This is a genomic window from Candidatus Spongiihabitans sp. (assembly GCF_965237845.1).
In the GTDB taxonomy this organism is placed as follows: Bacteria; Pseudomonadota; Gammaproteobacteria; order Arenicellales; family Poriferihabitantaceae; genus Spongiihabitans.
Window position 1 is genome coordinate 700,781 of sequence record NZ_OZ250154.1, and the last position, 17,582, is coordinate 718,362.

13 protein-coding genes and 1 tRNA gene are annotated in these 17,582 nt (G+C 48.4%); 11 read left to right on the plus strand and 3 right to left on the minus strand.

All coding sequences use genetic code 11. The annotated features are described in order from the left end of the window. Nucleotides 1-13: 13 nt before the first annotated feature. Both ACPXXB_RS03475 and ACPXXB_RS03480 read right to left on the minus strand, forming a co-directional pair. Nucleotides 14-967 (minus strand): ribose-phosphate pyrophosphokinase, encoded by a 954-nt coding sequence (locus tag ACPXXB_RS03475; RefSeq protein ID WP_423909380.1) that lies wholly within the window; start codon nucleotides 965-967, stop codon nucleotides 14-16. A gap of 32 nt (nucleotides 968-999) precedes the next feature. Continuing rightward, nucleotides 1,000-1,077: transfer RNA gene (locus ACPXXB_RS03480), tRNA-Gln, on the minus strand. A 230-nt stretch (nucleotides 1,078-1,307) separates the two neighbouring features. Between ACPXXB_RS03480 and ACPXXB_RS03485 the strand changes: the two genes are divergently transcribed. From ACPXXB_RS03485 to ACPXXB_RS03500, 4 genes are all read left to right on the plus strand, one after another. Then, a complete protein-coding gene (locus ACPXXB_RS03485; RefSeq protein ID WP_423909383.1) occupies nucleotides 1,308-2,282 on the plus strand; it encodes a GlxA family transcriptional regulator in 975 nt (324 codons plus the stop codon). A gap of 143 nt (nucleotides 2,283-2,425) precedes the next feature. Next, nucleotides 2,426-4,003 (plus strand): trimethylamine methyltransferase family protein, encoded by a 1,578-nt coding sequence (locus ACPXXB_RS03490; RefSeq protein ID WP_423909386.1) that lies wholly within the window; start codon nucleotides 2,426-2,428, stop codon nucleotides 4,001-4,003. A gap of 33 nt (nucleotides 4,004-4,036) precedes the next feature. Then, complete coding sequence (locus ACPXXB_RS03495; protein WP_423909388.1) at nucleotides 4,037-6,484, plus strand: GcvT family protein; 2,448 nt, start codon at nucleotides 4,037-4,039, stop codon at nucleotides 6,482-6,484. Between the two features lie 156 nt (nucleotides 6,485-6,640). Next, a complete protein-coding gene (locus ACPXXB_RS03500; protein WP_423909391.1) occupies nucleotides 6,641-8,353 on the plus strand; it encodes a TolC family protein in 1,713 nt (570 codons plus the stop codon). A gap of 132 nt (nucleotides 8,354-8,485) precedes the next feature. On the opposite strand, the gene ACPXXB_RS03505 is transcribed toward ACPXXB_RS03500, so the two are convergent. Beyond that, complete coding sequence (locus ACPXXB_RS03505) at nucleotides 8,486-9,310, minus strand: class I SAM-dependent methyltransferase (protein ID WP_423909394.1); 825 nt, start codon at nucleotides 9,308-9,310, stop codon at nucleotides 8,486-8,488. Nucleotides 9,311-9,383: 73 nt separating this feature from the next. Here ACPXXB_RS03505 and ACPXXB_RS03510 point away from each other — a divergent pair, with 73 nt between their 5' ends. The 7 genes from ACPXXB_RS03510 (at nucleotide 9,384) to secD (ending at nucleotide 17,573) form a co-directional block, all read left to right on the plus strand. Beyond that, the gene (locus ACPXXB_RS03510) at nucleotides 9,384-9,908 is read left to right on the plus strand and encodes a SixA phosphatase family protein (protein ID WP_423909397.1); all 525 of its coding nucleotides are present in this window, start codon (nucleotides 9,384-9,386) and stop codon (nucleotides 9,906-9,908) included. Between the two features lie 169 nt (nucleotides 9,909-10,077). Then, complete coding sequence (locus tag ACPXXB_RS03515; RefSeq protein WP_423910925.1) at nucleotides 10,078-11,043, plus strand: tripartite tricarboxylate transporter substrate binding protein; 966 nt, start codon at nucleotides 10,078-10,080, stop codon at nucleotides 11,041-11,043. Between the two features lie 31 nt (nucleotides 11,044-11,074). Beyond that, nucleotides 11,075-11,581 carry a tripartite tricarboxylate transporter TctB family protein gene (locus ACPXXB_RS03520; protein WP_423909400.1) on the plus strand — a complete coding sequence of 169 codons (507 nt, stop codon included), beginning with the start codon at nucleotides 11,075-11,077 and terminating at the stop codon, nucleotides 11,579-11,581. Continuing rightward, nucleotides 11,581-13,086, plus strand: a complete 1,506-nt coding sequence (locus ACPXXB_RS03525; protein ID WP_423909402.1) for a tripartite tricarboxylate transporter permease — start codon at nucleotides 11,581-11,583, stop codon at nucleotides 13,084-13,086. The genes ACPXXB_RS03520 and ACPXXB_RS03525 overlap by 1 nt, the downstream gene beginning before the upstream one ends. Before the next feature lie 52 nt (nucleotides 13,087-13,138). Beyond that, nucleotides 13,139-15,040 (plus strand): AMP-dependent synthetase/ligase, encoded by a 1,902-nt coding sequence (locus ACPXXB_RS03530; RefSeq protein ID WP_423909404.1) that lies wholly within the window; start codon nucleotides 13,139-13,141, stop codon nucleotides 15,038-15,040. 163 nt (nucleotides 15,041-15,203) lie between these two features. Next, entirely contained in the window at nucleotides 15,204-15,527 is a 324-nt protein-coding gene (yajC, locus tag ACPXXB_RS03535; protein WP_423909405.1) for a preprotein translocase subunit YajC, read from the plus strand. A gap of 162 nt (nucleotides 15,528-15,689) precedes the next feature. Continuing rightward, nucleotides 15,690-17,573, plus strand: coding sequence for a protein translocase subunit SecD (gene secD, locus ACPXXB_RS03540; protein ID WP_423909408.1), 1,884 nt, complete (start codon nucleotides 15,690-15,692; stop codon nucleotides 17,571-17,573). Nucleotides 17,574-17,582: the final 9 nt, after the last annotated feature.

A 17,582-nucleotide genomic window follows, 5' to 3' on the forward strand; every position in this document is an offset into this window, starting at 1 on the left:
TGCTCTGGTAGGGTTAATCGATAAACAGGTTGCTGATTGAGTCGGCGGTCGCAACGCGACGGATTGACTCGGCTAATAATTCGGCCACGCTTAATTGCTTGATCTTCGCGCAATTTTGGGCATTTTCTCGCAGTGGAATTGAATTGGTAACTAGTAATTCATCGATTTCTGAATCATCAATACGCTTAATCGCCTGGCCGGACAGAACTGGATGAGTACAACTTGCAAGCACCTTGATTGCGCCATGCTGTTTTAGGGCGCGGGCCGCTTCGCAAAGGGTGTTGGCGGTATCCACTATGTCATCGATAAGAATACAGGAGCGCTCAGAAACATCGCCGATGATATGCATCACTTTAGCTTCATTGGCTTTGGGACGGCGTTTGTCGATGATGGCAAGATCGGTTTCAAGCTGTTTGGCCATCGCGCGCGCGCGGACAACGCCGCCGACATCAGGCGATACGATAATCGGATTGGGTAATTGCTTGCGCCATAATTCGCTCATCAATACCGGCGAGCCATAAATATTGTCGGTGGGAATATCAAAAAAGCCGAGGATTTGATCGGCATGCAAATCCATGGTCAGAACCCGGTCGGCGCCGGCAACGCCGATCATTTCCGCAACCAGTTTCGCGGAAATGGCAACCCGCGCAGTGCGCGGACGCCGATCCTGGCGGGCATAACCGAGATAGGGGATAACGGCGGTAATGCGGCCTGCGGACGAGCGTTTAACGGCATCTATCATGACCAGCAATTCCATCAGATTGTTATTGCTCGGCGCGCAAGTGGGCTGGATGATAAAAATATCCCGACCGCGAACATTTTCCATAATCTCCACGTTGATTTCACCATCGCTAAACCTACCCACTGTGGCCTTGCCCAAGGGGATTCCCAGCAACTGCACAACCTCTGCGGCTAATCCAGGATTAGCGTTACCTGCAAATATTGCCAGATTTTCAGGTGATACCATGTTTCCTCAAGAAATTAGTGGCCAAAAAATAGTGGCTGGGGTGGGAGGATTCGAACCTCCGAAATGCCAGAATCAAAATCTGGTGCCTTAGGCCGCTTGGCTACACCCCAATGATTAAGCATGGTCATAAGTTAATATGCAATGTAAGGTGCTCGTGGTTGCTTGTTGCTGGTGTTTTATACACTACATTCAGGCTAAATCGGGATAGCCACGTAAACCGGGCGTATTCTGATTGTCATATCGCCCTCTGTCAATGAAAAAGTGGAGTTCGGCAATAATTTCTTGTCAATGATGTTCGTTCAATTGATAATAAGCCAATTATTTTAATATTTCCAGACACATGAACCGAGCTCAATACGGCGCAATCACGGAAGGCGCGGAACGAGAAATAGGATTTTATCTCTCCGATAATTTCAGTATGCTGCCATTCATATCTGCGGTGGAGCCTTTACGCATAGCCAATCGCATGTCGCGCAAACCGCTGTATCAGTGGTCTATCGTCACTGAAAATGGAGACAGTGTTTTCGCAACCAATGGGATGGAATTAGCCGCAAAATATGCCGTTAAGAATGCACCGGATTTTTCCATGATCTTTGTAAACGGCCCCCATGAACCTAAAAATTTCAATCACCGACCGACGCTCAATTGGTTAGCAGGGCAGAGTAAGCGCGGCATTGTTATTGGGGGAATTGAAACGGGTTGCCACATTCTCGCTGAATCGGGTCTTCTGGATGGTATTCAATGCACTACCCATTGGGAAAACCAGGTCGAGTTTGTTGAAGCTTTTCCAAAACATAAAGTTTCATCCGATGTCTATGAGATCGACGGCAACCGAGTGACCTGTTCCGGGGGAGCGGTTTCCATGGATATGATGCTCTATATCATTGAGCAACATCATGGTCACGAATTAGCCGCCTCGGTGGCGGATGTGATGATTCATCCAAATATTTGCCACCCCGGCGAACCACAGCGAATGAATGTTCAGGCGCGCACCGGCGTAAGCCATCCAGCGTTGCTGGAGTGTATTGAGCTGATGGAAGCCAATATAGAACAACCGCTATCGCCTAACGAATTAGCGCGTTTGGTCGAGATATCCAAACGCCAGTTGGAAAGATTGTTCCGCCGCTATTTGAATACCACCCCGGCGCGCTACTATCTGAATATGCGGCTGGATGCCGCTCGAAAAATGTTGGAGACAAGCGCTATGAAAATTATTGATGTCACGGTAGCTTGCGGGTTTAAATCTGCTGGACATTTCAGCAGCCGCTCTTATTCCAGCTATGGCGTTACCCCGCGAGATTCACGTAAAATCTGATAATTGATTGGAATGCCTGAAATTTTAACGGACGCAGAAATTGAAATTCGAGTCGTTAAATATTACATGATTGAAATCGGTTTCAATGATACTCAGCGTTCTTTTTAAACATTAAACTAACATTAAAACTTAGGCTCAAACTTATGGTTAGAAGAGCAGGTGGAAGAGAAGCAAGAAAGGCATTACGCGCCGCACCGTTAGCCGAAGAGAATAAACCGGTTCGACCGGGGCAAAGCGGCGGCCGATTTATGCCGCTTACTGATGATGATTTAAAACGTGTGCATGAAGCCATGCTTGATCTTTTGGAGAATGTTGGTTTTACTCGGCAGCTGCCATCGTGTGTTGAAATGGTGACTAAAGCTGGAGGAAAGTTAACCGCGGAAGGGCGGTTATTATTTCCCAGAGAGCTGATTGAATGGACTATGGAAACCTGTGCTCGAGATATTACCCTGTACGGTCAGTCTCCTGAACATGATATGCACCTAAGTGGAAACCAAATATATTTTGGCACCGCTGGCGCGGCGGTGCATGTCGTCGATGATTGGAAGCATCATGATCAATACAGCGGCAGAAAAGCGGGTGTTTATCGGGAATCCACGCTTCAGGATTTATACGATGCGGCGCGCTTGGTGGATTATCATGAGCATATTCATTTTTTCCAACGCTGCATGGTTGCCCGCGATATCGAGCAGCCTGCAGCGATGGATTTGAATACCACCTATGCCTCGGTTGCCGGCACCACCAAACACTGCGGGGTAAGTTATGTGGAACCGCAACACGCCGAGGAAGGCTTGAAACTGTTGCATGAAATTGCCGGCGGTGAAGATAAATGGCGGGCTCGGCCGTTTGCCAGCGTGTCCTGTTGTTTTGTTGTGCCGCCATTACGTTTCGCTGAAGATGCATGCCGGGTTATGGAAGTATGCGTGCGCGGCGGTATGCCGATATTGTTGCTCGCGGCTGGGCAGGCTGGCGCGACCAGTCCGGCATCGCTGGCCGGCGCGGTGGTGCAGGAATGCGCCGAGTCTTTGGCGGCATTGGCATATGCTAATCTGATTGTTCCGGGGCATCCCTGTATCTATGGCCCATGGCCGTTTGTTTCCGATTTACGCACCGGCGCCATGAGCGGCGGCAGTGGCGAGCAAGCGATTTTGATGGCCGCCTGCGGCCAGGTCGGCCGCTATTTGGACTTGCCCACAGGTATTGCCGCGGGCATGGCGGATTCCAAAATTCCCGATGCCCAGTCTGGATTTGAAAAAGGCTATACGTTAGCGCTTGCCGGCCATAGCGGCACCAATTTGGTGTATGAAACGGTGGGGATGCAGGCAAGTTTGCTGGGCTTTAGTTTTGAGGGCGCGACCATCGATAATGATATGCTGGGCGCGATCAATCGTAGCGTTCGCGGCGTTGAAATCGATATCGAGAACCTTGCCCTGGAAACCATCGAGGATGTTTGCATAAACGGCCCGGAGCATTTTCTTGGACACCAGGCCACTTTATCGAGGATGGAAACCGATTACGTTTATCCTGATGTCGGCAATCGATTAACCCCGGCGGAATGGCAGGAATTGGGCTCCAAAACAGTCAATGATGTGGCGCGGGAAAAAACCCGGGAAATACTCGCTAGTCATTTCCCATCCCATATTTCCGATGAACTGGATGCTCGAATTCGTGAAAAATTTGATATTCGACTTCCCCGGCAACAGATGCAGCCCAAAATTTGAAGAACAAGTAGTCATAATAAAGAGGCATTAATCATGAATATGAGCGAAAAAGAACTGCCTTCCCAGGCAAAAGTGGTGATTGTTGGCGGTGGCATGATGGGCGCGAGCCTGGCCTATCACCTGGCCGAGGAAGGCTGGAGCGATTGCTTGTTAATTGAAAAAGGCGAGCTGACATCCGGCTCAACTTGGCATGCCGCTGGCCAGTGTGCCAGTTTCATCGCTGATTTCAATATGGCGAAAATTCATGATTACGGCGTGCGGTTGTATCCCACACTTGAACAATTAACCGGTCAATATGTCAGTTGGCATGGCTGTGGCGGTATCCGGTTCGCGTTAAAACCGGCCGAGGTGGAATGGTTTCAGCGCGTCAAAGGCGTTGGAAAAATGATTGGCTTCGATTGCGAGATTATCGATCCCGCAAAAATCAAGCAATTAATTCCTTACGCCAATATCGACGGCGTGCTTGCCGGCGCGCAGACCTTTACCGATGGCCATGTTGATCCGGCCGGGGTGTGTAATGCCATGGCCAAAGGGGCGCGGCAAATGGGCGCGACAATAGTGACGGGCAACCGGGTCACTGATATTAAGCAGCGTAAATCCGGTGATTGGGAAGTGTTCACGGAACAGGGCAATGTCATCGCCGAGCACGTCGTTAATGCGGCCGGGTGCTATGCCCGGCAGGTCAGTCAAATGGTGGGTGCCGATGTGCCGATGATCAATATGAAGCACACCTATCTGGTTACCGACACGGTTCAGGAATTTTTGGACCGGGAGGACGAAATGCCTGTAATTCGTGACCCCTATCCATCCTCATACTATCGTCAGGAACAAAAATCCGGGTTGATTGGCATTTATGAAATGCAGAATTCCGAAGAGTGCTGGACTCATCGGGGTGGTTGGCCTGAATGGGATTCGGAAAATGAGTTGTTCGATGCAAATTTTGAAAACATCATGCCCTATGTTGAACGGGTAATGGAACGAATTCCAATGTGGCGTGAACTCGGCATCAAGCGCGTGGTATGCGGCGCCATACCGCATACCCCGGACAGCAATCCGTTTCTCGGGCCAGCCGCAGGATTGCGAAATTTCTGGCATTGCAACGGTGCGTCAATCGGCATAGCAGCGGGTGCCGGCTCGGGCAAATACCTTTCCCAATGGATGATTTACGGCGATGCGGAAATCAATATGGCTGGTGTCGATCCGCGCCGCTTCAGTGATTATGCGCCGGGGGATTACACCAAAGGAAAATCCCACGAAGATTATGAACATATGTATAAGCTTCACCTTCCGGGCGAAGAGCGGCCGGCTTCGCGCAAACAACGAACTACCCCGTTATATGATTTGCTGGTATCCCGGGGCGCTGTGCACACCGAGGCCAACGGTTGGGAAAGGCCAAAATGGTTTTCCCTTGACGGTCGAATTGAAGACATTGGATTCCGCCATAACAATACCTTTGAAGTAGTTGCAGAGGAATGCCGTGCGGTTCGCGAAAGAGTGGGCGTTTTGGAATTGTCCACATTTGCAAAATACGATGTGGTTGGAAAAGATGCCGAGCAGTTTTTAAATCGAATCAGCGCTAACAAAATGCCCATTCGAGAAGGCGGCATCGCCTTGACCCATTACTTGGCGGAAAGCGGGCGGCTCAATGGCGAATCTACGGTCACACGATTGCGAGAAGGGCGATACTATGTGCTTTCAGGTTCTGCCAGCGAAGAACGAGATTTGTCTATTTTGACCTATGGTATTGCTGACGGTGAGGACGTAACCATAACCAATATTACCGACCATTGGGGCGTCATTGTGGTTGCAGGCCCCAGCGCGCGTGAAACCCTGGCTGGACTGACAGAGTCGGACTTATCTAACCAATCATTTCGTTGGTTAACAGGAAAGGAAATTGAGATTGCGGGGTATGCAGTTAGGGCGTTGCGGGTCAACTATGTCGGCGAACTCGGATGGGAATTGCATTGCCCGATGGCAAATATGCTTGGAGTCTATGAAGCTGTTTGGGCAGCCGGCCAAGCCTATGGCATCGCAAACTTTGGAACCTATGCGATGAATTCCTTGAGAATCGAAAAAGCCTACAAAGGCTGGGGCGCGGAATTAACCAATGAAATATCCATGCTGGAAGCAGATGCCATGAGATTCTTTTCAGCGGAAAAAGAAAACTTTGTTGGCCGGCAGGCAACGCTGGATGTGGTCGAAAATAATACAGCAACACGACTGGTCTATTGTGCAGTGGAAGCAGGCGATAACGACGTAGTTGGTGGTGAAACCGTTTTAGACGGTGACAAAGTCATTGGCGTGACCACCTCGGGCGGCTACGGGCACACGACGCAACGTAGCCTGGGCTTTGCCTATGTTGAACCTAAATACGCCGAACCCGGGTCAAATTTTGATGTCTATCTGTTGGGCGAGAATAGAAAAGCCACGGTTTTAAGCGAACCTGTTTGGGATCCCGCTAACGAAAGACCGCGGGCATAGGCTCAACCGCACTGGCGCATTGCAAGATTCATTGTCTCAGATTTATTGTCTCTATGGTCTTCCGGGAGACGCTAAAGTCTGTCGATAAAGTCTATTGTTTTTTTAATAAAGTGTTCTATAATCGGATTTGTTCACGGATAGCCAAGGAGGGCTGCAATGACTGCAACAAGGAAAACATCATCGAAAAAACGCACCTTACAATGGTTGGCTTGGCCAGCGCAGCGGAAAAATACGGGAAATGAGCGTAGGAATGGCAACCCCAATGATGTGGCGGATTCCCGCTTGCGCGCCCATGTTTCACTGTATTCCCGCTTGCGCGCCCATGTTTCACTGTATTCTCGCTTGCGCGAGAATGACGGTGACGGCGGTATCCGCATCAACACGTGTTTTGCTTGCTGTTTGCTTTTATTCTCCGCCCCTTCTTTTGCCATCACCGAAGCGCAGTTTATCGAAAAAGTGCTGGCTCAAGACAAACTGCTGGAAGAGGCGCAAATTGGCTTGGATATAAAACAAATCGAACGCGATGCCAGCCGTGACAATTATCAAAACTGGAAAATAAACCTGTCGGTCGATCTGGATTATCGTTACCAGGATTTAGATCGGGATGCTAGTTCCACTACCACCTATACGAAAAAAAGCCAGGACTATCCAAGAAAAATCAGCTTGAGTTTTGAAAAACGGTTTTTGACCAGCCCGCTTGCCTTGGCAATCGGCGTGAGTCGAAGTCAGGACAAAACACGGGAAGAACAATATAAAAGACTCAGCATCGATGAAGATGGCCGGGGTGCGCCTTATGCTAAAAAACCTTCTCATACCGCAAGCCGTACCTTAAAAGAATACGAAACCACGCAGTATATTAGCGTTAAATACCCGTTGCTCAAGCCCGATTCCAACGCTCTGTCGCTGAAAACCTACCACCGCGATATTGTCGATTTCAAGCGGCAGCAATTATTATTTTATGAAACCAAAGAGGATTTTTTGGATGATCGATTAAACGATTACTTGTCGTGGCTTCTGTATCAAAAACAGATGCTGATCAACCAGGAATTGTTGAATAAATTGCGGCGATTGAATCCTAAAGACGATGCCGAAACCGCGCTTTTGAAAAGCACGGTTTATGAAATCGAACAATACGACTCGGATGCCCGCATCCAGTTGCAGGCTATCCGGGAAAAATTATCGGTGTTATTGGATGACAGGATGATTTTAACCGAAACCCCAAGCTTCGATTTACGCACGCGCGTTCAACTGGTCACAGAAAGTTTGCCAAATTATTTGCAAACCCGCAATCGCGATTTACAAAGAATTGCCATGAATATCGAATTAAGCCAGCTTGAAATTGACCATTACCAAAAACAAACCCTGCCGACGTTGGATTTTGCCGTGCGTGCCGAAAAAAACCTGAACAGCAGAAACACCACCGCAACCTCGACTTACGATGACGATAAAATAACCTATTCAGCTGGTTTAGAATTCAGCTATCCTTTGGGCGGCAACATTTCTAATCGAGCGAATTTGAGCAAATCCCGGTTGGGCGTTCGAAAACTGGAAATCAGCTATCAGGATAAACTGCAAGACCTCCTCGCCGACATTCAATTGCTGAATACCTTGCTGACGCTGGATGAAGACCGACTGCTTGCGGCCATTGATGCGGCCGCACAAAGCACCAGAATCGAACATAAAAAATATCAATCCGGCGAAACATCTTTCCGGGATCTTTTGCAGGCTTATAAAGACGAGCGGATTGTAAAATTGCAACATATAGATGATATTATTGATTATCAGGTCAACAGCATCGAATATGATAATTTACTGGATCGGATAATCACCACGCCTTGCCAGGCAACTTCGTCTGATTGTGAGTGGTAACGAAATCGGCTGTCTCATGATGCCGTCTTAACCTGATTTTATCGACCTTTTGAAAGACTCTGCCTAATTATTAAGCTGATCATTAAACGGGCCGTTTGAAACACGGATTCAATAAGAAATGGGCGTATTTTTTTACTTTTCCGCCGTTAGATAAACGATCCAAGCGGGCTCATCTTCACCGTGTTCGGCGGTGGAATAAATGCCATCCCATTCACCGCTGTCCTCATCGGTTCCCTCCCAATACACGGTTACTTTGCTGAATCCAGCTTCGTCAAGAATTTCCTGAAGCTCGGGCAGTGTCCACATGCGCCAATCGTAGGTGAACGCCTTTTTCATTTTAGAGCCATCCTTAAATTTAAAATGAATGTGGCAAATCATGTTCGCCGTTATGGGGTCGAATTTTTTCTGATCCCAATAATAAGTGAAACCTTTATGCTTGGTTTTTTCCTTGATTTCACGCCAGGAATCGTGACCGCCATAAGCGTCTATGAATAAAATGCCATCTTCAGTCAAGCCGTCATGCGCTCGGCTAAAATAACCGCGCAGCTCATCCCGAGTCTTGAGAAGCTGATAACTGAAATTCATTGCAATAATGATATCCGCCGGTTTCCCTTGGTAGTGCAGCACATTCTGTTTGAGCAATTGGATGCGTTGTTGTTGTTTTTTGTTTAATTTTTTAATGTTGTTGGCGATTCCCCAATCCAGCACCTCCTGGCTCAAATCCAGTCCCAAAGCGTGGTTGGATGGCCGCCGTCTTGTCCATTCGCAACTGCTGTTCGCCGTGCCGCAAAAATCTTCCCGCAAAAAACCAGCCTGTCGTGCACGGATATTGGTAAAGGTTTCATCAACAAAATCAATTTCCGTTTCAACCGATTGCACGGCAATTTCATAGAGCGCATGACGATCCGCCGAGCTGGCGGCGGTGCCGGATTTGTGTTTGTGTCGTTTTTGTGACATGGGTTTTTGTGATGTGGATTGCAACAAAATCGGTTAAAATAGATGGCGTATTCTACTTGCTTATTAGTGACCGATGGCGAATAAACAACTCATTTTATTGCGACATGCTAAATCCGACTGGCACTCCAGCGCGCAGAGCGATCACGCCAGGCCGCTCAATCATCGCGGTCGAAAGGATGCTCCAAAGGTTGGACGCTGGCTTAGCGAAAATGGTTATGAACCGGAGCGAATAGTCAGCTCAACGGCTAACAGAACCAGAGAGACGCTGCAACTGGCTTATGATGCGACCGATTGGGGAAAGATCGCCACTGATATCAACATCGATTTTGACGACGCGCTTTACCTAGCATCCGAATCAACAATCGTTGATATAATTACCGATAATTTAAGCGCTTGTGATCGGTTGATGATAGTCGGGCACAACCCGGGTATGGATAGTGTACTGCTTGGATATTGTCCCAATGTTACGGTTACTCTTAGTCATAAACTGGGTAATAAATTGATGACCACGGCTACGGTTGCCATCGTCCAATTTAGCGGCGCTGACCTTTCAGATCCGGTATTGCTGGAATTTCACAGGCCTGCAGAAATGGAATAAAGAAATGTATTGCTGTTATCGCTCAATCCAGAGCGAATTCACGACTTAATTTGTGCCAGATGCTGGTTCTTGTCCGGGCTCAGACACAAAAGAGACTATTTAGAGACTACCCAATTATTTTTATGAGGAAATGAGAATGAGTCAAATCAAGAGATTTTGGTGCCATATGATGCAAGTCGTCCTGATCGGAGGATTCGGCGTTGCCGCCAGTATGCTTTGGAATCCGGTGCAAGCGGCGGAAGTTGAAAAAATTCACTTTCTGATTCCGGGAGGGGCAGGAGGCGGATGGGATGGAACGGCTCGCGGGACCGGGGAAGCGTTAACCAAATCGGGGCTACTGAAGCATGCGTCTTACGAAAACATGTCTGGCGGCGGCGGTGGAAAAGCCATTGCCCACATGATTGAAACCGCAGAACGACAAAAAGGAACGCTGATGGTGAACTCCACCCCGATTGTGGTGCGTTCCATCACCAAAGTGTTTCCGTATTCGTTTCGTGATTTAACCCCCATTGCAGGAATTATCGCAGATTCCGCTGTTTTTATCGTTCAGGCGGATTCGAAGTTTCAATCCTGGCAGGATGTGGTTGCGGCTTTTAAATCGGATTCAAAAAAAGTTAAAGTGGGCGGCGGTTCCGTGCCCGGGGATTTGGATCATATTGCCGTCGCTTTAGCCATCCAGGCAGCGGGTGAAAATCCTAAAAAAGTCAAATATATCGCTTATGACGCTGGCGGGAAGGCGATGGCAGGGTTGTTATCCGGTGAGATCCATGTGTTGTCCACTGGATTTGGAGAAGCATTGGAGTTATCGAAGTCTGGACAAGTTCGCATTCTAGCGATCACTTCTGCCACTCGTTCCAAAGACGCTCCGAATGTCCCCACGGTGAAAGAATTGGGATATGACATGATCTTTGCCAACTGGCGCGGGTTTTTCGGCGCTCCGGGGTTATCCTATAACGAGGCTCATGTCTATGCCAGTCTGCTCCGGGACATGTACGCAACGCCGGAATGGGAAACCGTTCGTGCCCGCAGAGGCTGGACCAATCAATACGTGCCCGGATTCCAATTTTATAGTTTTCTGGAGGAACAGGAAAAAGCGATTGGCGGCATGTTGCGGCAATTAGGGTTTTTGAAATAAGAATCCCGCCCTGGATACCACGAAAGGAGCAATGAATTTTAGCCGGATTCATAAAGCCCATATTCATAAAGACAAGGTCGGCGCATTGATCTTTCTGATCTTTTCCGTTGCCTATGGCGTGTCTTCCCGGGATATTAAGATTCCTTTGTTTGCGGAAGAAGATGTATTTAATTCGCGAACCTTGCCCATCGCATTGGCAATTTTAGGAGGGACAACCTCCTTGTTGTTGTTGATTTTGCCGTCTTCTTCTGGAAAAGAAGCAAGTGTCGGGGAAGCATTTCGTGGTCTGTACTGGAAAGAAGTGATTCTGTTGTTGATTTTGATGGTCGTTTATGGATTGACCATCAAAGTCGTCGGATTCATTGTTTCCACCATTCTTTTTCTGGCGCTGGGGTTTTGGATTTTAGGAGAAAGACGAATCAAAGTAATCTTGCTGACTTCGGTTCCTCTGGTGCTTGTGTTTTGGTATATCCTGAGCCAATTGCTGGATATCTATATTGATCCGGGAAGTTTTTTCTATTTTCTGAGAGGCATGTGATGTTAGAAGGAATTCTTGCCGGGTTATCGACCACTTTTTTACCCATTAACTTATTCCTGGTGTTGGTCGGATGTTTTGCCGGAACCTTTATTGGAATGCTGCCAGGGCTGGGACCGATTTCCGCCATTGCCTTGATGATCCCCATTACTTATGGGTTTGAACCGGCCTCCGGGATGATTCTAATGGCCGGGGTGTATTATGGCGCGATTTTCGGCGGTTCCACTTCTTCCATTCTGCTCAATGCGCCGGGAGTCGCCGGAACCGTCGCAACCGCGTTTGATGGCTATCCGCTTGCCCAACAAGGAAAAGCCGGAAAAGCTTTAGCGCTGGCTGCGTATTCTTCTTTTTCAGGCGGGACGATTGCCGCTGTTTTTTTGTTGATTGCCGCTCCGGCGCTGGCTTCGGTTTCTTTAAGTTTCCAATCTTCGGATTACTTTGCCTTGATGGTGCTGGGGCTGACCGCCGTGTCCGCCTTTGCGGGCAAGGGCGGATTCCTGAAGGCAATAATGATGACGGTGCTGGGTTTGATGCTGTCGACCGTGGGGACGGATGCATCCGCCGGCATTCAACGGTTCACGTTTGGGCGCGTGGATTTGATTGATGGCATCAGCTTTCTTCTGTTAGCGATGGCCACATTCGCTTTATCCGAAGCCTTGATGGTGATTCTCAAAAGAACAAAAATCTCGAAAAAAGCGCAACAAGCGACCCACGGAAATCTTGGCAGCCTCAAAGTATCCAGGCAAGAATTCAAGGGAATTGCGCCCACGATTGCGCGCTCTTCGGTGTTGGGGTTTTTTGTTGGGGTCTTGCCCGGAGCCGGAGCCACGATTGCGTCTTTTCTCGCCTATGGAATGGAAAGAAATTTAGCCAAAGTTCAGCACAAAGCTCAATTTGGCAAGGGAAGCCTCAAAGGGTTGGTTGCGCCTGAAACCGCGAACAACGCCGCCTGCTCCGGTTCTTTTGTGCCGCTACTGACGTTGGGAATTCCCGGTTCCGGAACCACAGCGGTGATGCTGGGCGCTTTGCTGTCTTATGGAATTCAGCCCGGCCCGCGGTTGTTTGTGGAACAGCCGCAAGTGTTTTGGTCGGTGATTATATCCATGTATATCGGCAATATCATTTTGCTGATTTTGAACCTGCCATTAATCCCTTACATCGCCAAATTATTAATGTTGCCCAAGCAGCTGCTGACCCCGATGATTTTGTTTTTTTCTCTGATTGGCGTATATTTGGTATCGTTCAATCCGTTTGACATCCAAATGATGATCTTTTTTGCCATTGCGGCGTTGCTCCTGAGAATTCTGGATTTTCCGATGGCGCCGATGTTACTGGGATTTGTTTTGGGGGGAATGATGGAAGAAAATCTCAGACGGGCTTTGCTGATCAATGATGGCTCGTTTTCTTTTCTTTGGGAGCGTCCGATCACCTTATCGATTCTGATCATCATCTTGTTGACGATTCTCGCCCCGGTGGTTTCTTATTTCAAACCGGTGGCGCCCGATTAGGGATTGGCCCGGAATTAATCAGCCCAAAATTGATCGTTATCAGGTTGTAATCATGCAAGTTGCAAAAATTCGCGCCGCAACAATTTATGCTGATTGCGCCATTGAAGAAAATAAGCGCCGGTGTGATGTCATTGATACCGAAATTACCACAACCATTCCCGGGTTGTTCGAGGAAAGGGTAAGACGCAGTCCTGACAAAAAAGCCTATTCGCAATTCGATCCAGTCCGAAATGAATGGGTTGAATACACTTGGCAGGATATGGCGAATGATGTCAATCATTGGCGCAGAGCGATTGCCGCTGATGGCATGGCGCCCGGGCAACGCGCGGCAATTCGCATGGCTAACTCCAGAGAGTGGGTTTTATTCGACCAGGCGGTATTGGCCCAGGGCTTAATCGTGGTCCCGGTTTATGTCGAAGATCGCGCAGACAACATCGCCTACATTCTTGTGGATACCGAAACTCGGTTGCTGCTGCTTGAAAAATACTCGCAGTGGTTGGAGATGGAACAGCAGTTGCTATCGTTAACGGCCTTAAAGCGCGTAGTCATTGTTCATGACGATACGCATGACGATACTCATAGGGACGATAATGATGAAATTACAAATTGCGGCGATGCTAGGGTAATGTCATTGAATGCCTGGTTGGCTTCGGCCATGCCGGTTGTGCCTCAAAACCCGGCGATTGATGCAGACGATTTGGCAACCATCGTTTATACCTCGGGCACAACAGGAAAACCAAAAGGGGTGATGCTTTCTCACTCAAACATGTTTTTGAATGCCTACGGTGGCTTGCAAAGCGTGGCGGTGTATCCATCGGATCAATTTCTTTCTTTTTTACCGTTGTCGCATATGTTTGAGCGCACGGCGGGATACTATTTGACCATGATGGCGGGCGCTGCAGTTGCGTTCAGCCGCTCGGTCCCACAACTATTGGACGATATGGCGGAAATCAAACCTACCTGCATGATTGCCGTTCCGAGAATTTTCGAACGCGCCTGCTCGAAAATTAAAACCCGCTTAGACGCAGGACCAAAATTAAAAAAATGGCTGTTTGAACAAGCGGTTAGCGTGGGTTGGCAGTGTTTCGAAAATCAGCAAGGTCGATCAAAGTGGCGCCTTAGACAGTGTTTCCGGCCGATACTCAATGCCCTGGTTGCCGGTAAAGTGGCACAGCGATTTGGTGGCCGATTGCGCTTTGTGGTTAGTGGCGGCGCTCGATTATCGCCGAATATCGCCAAAGTGTTTATTGGTCTCGGTATTAAAATCTTGCAGGGTTATGGCTTGACCGAAAGCAGTCCGGTACTGACAGTGAATACCTTGTCCCGAAACAAGCCTTGTTCCATTGGATTACCGCTCCACGGCGCCGAACTACGATTGGGAGATAATGATGAATTGCAAGCCAAAGGGCGGTACATCATGATGGGCTATTGGAACAACCCGCAAGCCACGGCCAAAACCATAGATTCGGAAGGTTGGCTGATGACCGGCGATATTGCCAATATTTCCGAGCAAGGTTTTATTTCCATTACCGGAAGAATCAAGGAGATAATCATTTTGGCGAATGGTGAAAAAGTGCCGCCAGCGGATATGGAGTCAGCGATAATTGACGATCCGTTGTTCGAGCAAGCGATGGTAATAGGAGAAGGCAAAGCCTGCCTCACCGCCCTTATTGTGTTAAGCCCTGAGGTTTGGCCCGAAGTCGCCTTATTGCTTGGCGTTGATCGGTCCGATAAAACGGCATTGCAAAGCGAAAAAGTAAAACAATTTGTTTTAGATAAAATCGCCGATCAATTAACCGAATTTCCGGGCTACGCATTTATTCGACAGGTAACGCTTTCTACCGATGTATGGAGCGTCAGCGATGGCGCTATTACGCCCACACTAAAGCTCAAGCGACCGGTGCTCATGGAGCGATTTAAGACCGAAATTGAATTGATGTATAACCCGCCCTGATTGTGAAACAGCGGCATCGGCAGCATAGGCTTGCCAGCCCTGCGAAATTCCCATTTTCGATTCATATATGGCATAATCGGGCGCGCAAAAACGCTGGCTGCAAAAATTATGGCCATCCAGTAACATCAAACATTCAACTCACCCTTTTATTTAAGGAATTAACATGAATTTACTGATTTCAGACGCCTGGGCACAATTTGGTTCAGAGGGAGGCAGCGGATTGGTGGGCCTTCTGCCAATGGTTCTCATCTTTGCTGTTTTCTATTTTTTACTGATTCGGCCTCAGCAAAAACGCTCGAAGGCACATAAAGCGATGGTCGCCGCCATATCCAAAGGTGACGAAATCGTAACCAATGGTGGCGCGCTCGGCAAAGTGACCGATGTGGATGATAATTTCGTCTCCGTGGAAATCGCCGCCGGTGTCACCATCAAAGTTCAGCGCATGGCGATAGCCCAAATGATGCCCAAAGGAACGGTGAAATCTTAAGCAATATCATTAGGATATGCTTGCCGTGAATAATCCAACCATGAATAATCCAGCCTGGAATAACATTGTCCCGACCACCATAAGTGATAGGCCATTAGCGATAGAAATGCGCCTGTCATTTCCTGCGATTTGCCGCCATTAACCTGGTAACTTCAATTCTCTATGCTTAACCAAACTGCTTGGTGGAAATTCCTGGTGATTATCACCGTTGTGTTGCTAGGCCTGATTTATGCCGCGCCGAATATTTTCGGTAGCGATCCGGGTATTCAAATACGCGGCGCCAGAGGGCTAAGCGTTGAATCATCAGTTCTTGGGCGCGCGCAAGCTGTATTGGACGCACAGTCTATTTCATTCAAATCCATTTCCCATGATGCAAAGGGCATTAAAATCAGATTTGAAAATGATGAAACGCAATTGCGCGCGAAAGAGTTAATAGAAAAAGAATTGGGCAATAACTATTCATTGGCGTTGACGTTATTAACAGGCGCGCCGAGCTGGTTCACCGATTTAGGGATATTGCCGATGTATTTGGGCCTTGATCTGCGTGGTGGCGTCCATTTCCTGCTGCAAGTAGATATGCAAAGTGCAATTAAACGCGCCCAGGAACGCTATCAGGACAGTATAAAAACGATATTGCGGGAGAATAAATTGCGTTACAGAGCGGTAATGCTGAACCCTCATGGTCAATTGGAAACAACCATTCGTAATCCTGATCATCGGCAGCAAGCCTACGATATTCTGATTAAGGAATTACCCGATCTGGATCTCAGTAACGACGACAGTCGAGCGGAAATTATTTTGGCACAACTGAGCCAAACCCAAACCGATGAAATCAAAAAGTTTGCGCTGCAACAAAACCTCACTGCATTGCGTAATCGGGTTGACCAATTAGGGGTGGCCGAACCGGTAGTGCAGCAACAAGGCAATGATCGTATCGTGATCCAGCTGCCCGGGGTTCAGGATACTGCTAGGGCGAAAACAATTCTCGGCAGGGCGGCTACCCTTGAAATGCATTTGGTGGATGAAAAAAATAACACCTCGGCGATTGCCTCCGGACAAGCCCCATCCGGGTCCCGAATTTTTAAATTCCGTGATGGTCGGAGAATTTTGCTTAACAAACGGGTCATTTACTCCGGTGACAGTATTATCGATGCGGCGGCCAGTCTGGATGCTCAAACGGGTGGTCCTATCGTTAGCATCACTCTTGATTCTGCCGCAGCAACCATCAATAGCAGGGTGACCGGTGAAAATATTAATAACCGTATGGCAGTGGTTTATCTTGAAATAACATCCGCAATCAAGAAAGATGCTAACGGTAATATTGTTCTCGACGATGATGGCAAGCCGGTGCGCGTGACCAATCGGCTGGAAGAGGTGCTGACCGCGCCGGTGATCAGGGATCAATTGGGCAAACGCTATCAGATTGAAGGACTCGATTCGGTCGAAGAAGCGCGGGATTTGTCATTGATGTTGCGCTCTGGCACTTTGGCGGCACCGGTTGAAATAATCGAAGAGCGCACCGTTGGCCCCAGTTTGGGGCAGGCGAATATCAGTCAGGGCTTTCGTTCGGTGATGGTTGGATTCATGTTGGTATTAATTTTTATGTTGGTTTATTACCGCGTATTCGGTTTTACCGCCGTGCTCGCATTGAGCTTGAATTTGATACTCATCGTTGCTGTTTTGTCACTGCTGCAGGCAACTCTCACTCTGCCGGGCGTCGCCGGGATCGTATTAACCGTGGGTATGGCGGTCGATGCCAATGTTTTGATATTCGAGCGCATACGCGAAGAAATCAGGAATGGCAACTCGCCCCAGGCCAGTATTTACCTGGGCTATGACCGCGCACTTTCCACCATTGTGGATGCCAATATAACCACGTTGATTGCGGCTGTGGTTTTATTCAACTTTGGCACCGGTCCGATCAAGGGATTTGCAGTTACCCTGAGTATCGGCATTATCACTTCGATGTTTACCGCAATAATGTTGACCAGAATGTTAATTAACCTGTTCTATGGCGGTAAAACCGTCAAACAGCTGGCGATCTAATCGGTTAAT

What these genes read in the sequence shown, in the direction of transcription:
- ACPXXB_RS03475 (WP_423909380.1), bottom strand. Translation starts at nt 967, where the DNA reads ATGGTATCACCTGAAAATCTGGCAATATTTGCAGGTAACGCTAATCCT.
- ACPXXB_RS03530 (WP_423909404.1), top strand. Translation starts at nt 13,139, where the DNA reads ATGCAAGTTGCAAAAATTCGCGCCGCAACAATTTATGCTGATTGCGCC.
- yajC (WP_423909405.1), top strand. Translation starts at nt 15,204, where the DNA reads ATGAATTTACTGATTTCAGACGCCTGGGCACAATTTGGTTCAGAGGGA.
- ACPXXB_RS03495 (WP_423909388.1), top strand. Translation starts at nt 4,037, where the DNA reads ATGAATATGAGCGAAAAAGAACTGCCTTCCCAGGCAAAAGTGGTGATT.
- secD (WP_423909408.1), top strand. Translation starts at nt 15,690, where the DNA reads ATGCTTAACCAAACTGCTTGGTGGAAATTCCTGGTGATTATCACCGTT.
- ACPXXB_RS03490 (WP_423909386.1), top strand. Translation starts at nt 2,426, where the DNA reads ATGGTTAGAAGAGCAGGTGGAAGAGAAGCAAGAAAGGCATTACGCGCC.
- ACPXXB_RS03515 (WP_423910925.1), top strand. Translation starts at nt 10,078, where the DNA reads ATGCAAGTCGTCCTGATCGGAGGATTCGGCGTTGCCGCCAGTATGCTT.
- ACPXXB_RS03485 (WP_423909383.1), top strand. Translation starts at nt 1,308, where the DNA reads ATGAACCGAGCTCAATACGGCGCAATCACGGAAGGCGCGGAACGAGAA.
- ACPXXB_RS03500 (WP_423909391.1), top strand. Translation starts at nt 6,641, where the DNA reads ATGACTGCAACAAGGAAAACATCATCGAAAAAACGCACCTTACAATGG.
- ACPXXB_RS03505 (WP_423909394.1), bottom strand. Translation starts at nt 9,310, where the DNA reads ATGTCACAAAAACGACACAAACACAAATCCGGCACCGCCGCCAGCTCG.
- ACPXXB_RS03525 (WP_423909402.1), top strand. Translation starts at nt 11,581, where the DNA reads ATGTTAGAAGGAATTCTTGCCGGGTTATCGACCACTTTTTTACCCATT.
- ACPXXB_RS03510 (WP_423909397.1), top strand. Translation starts at nt 9,384, where the DNA reads ATGGCGAATAAACAACTCATTTTATTGCGACATGCTAAATCCGACTGG.
- ACPXXB_RS03520 (WP_423909400.1), top strand. Translation starts at nt 11,075, where the DNA reads ATGAATTTTAGCCGGATTCATAAAGCCCATATTCATAAAGACAAGGTC.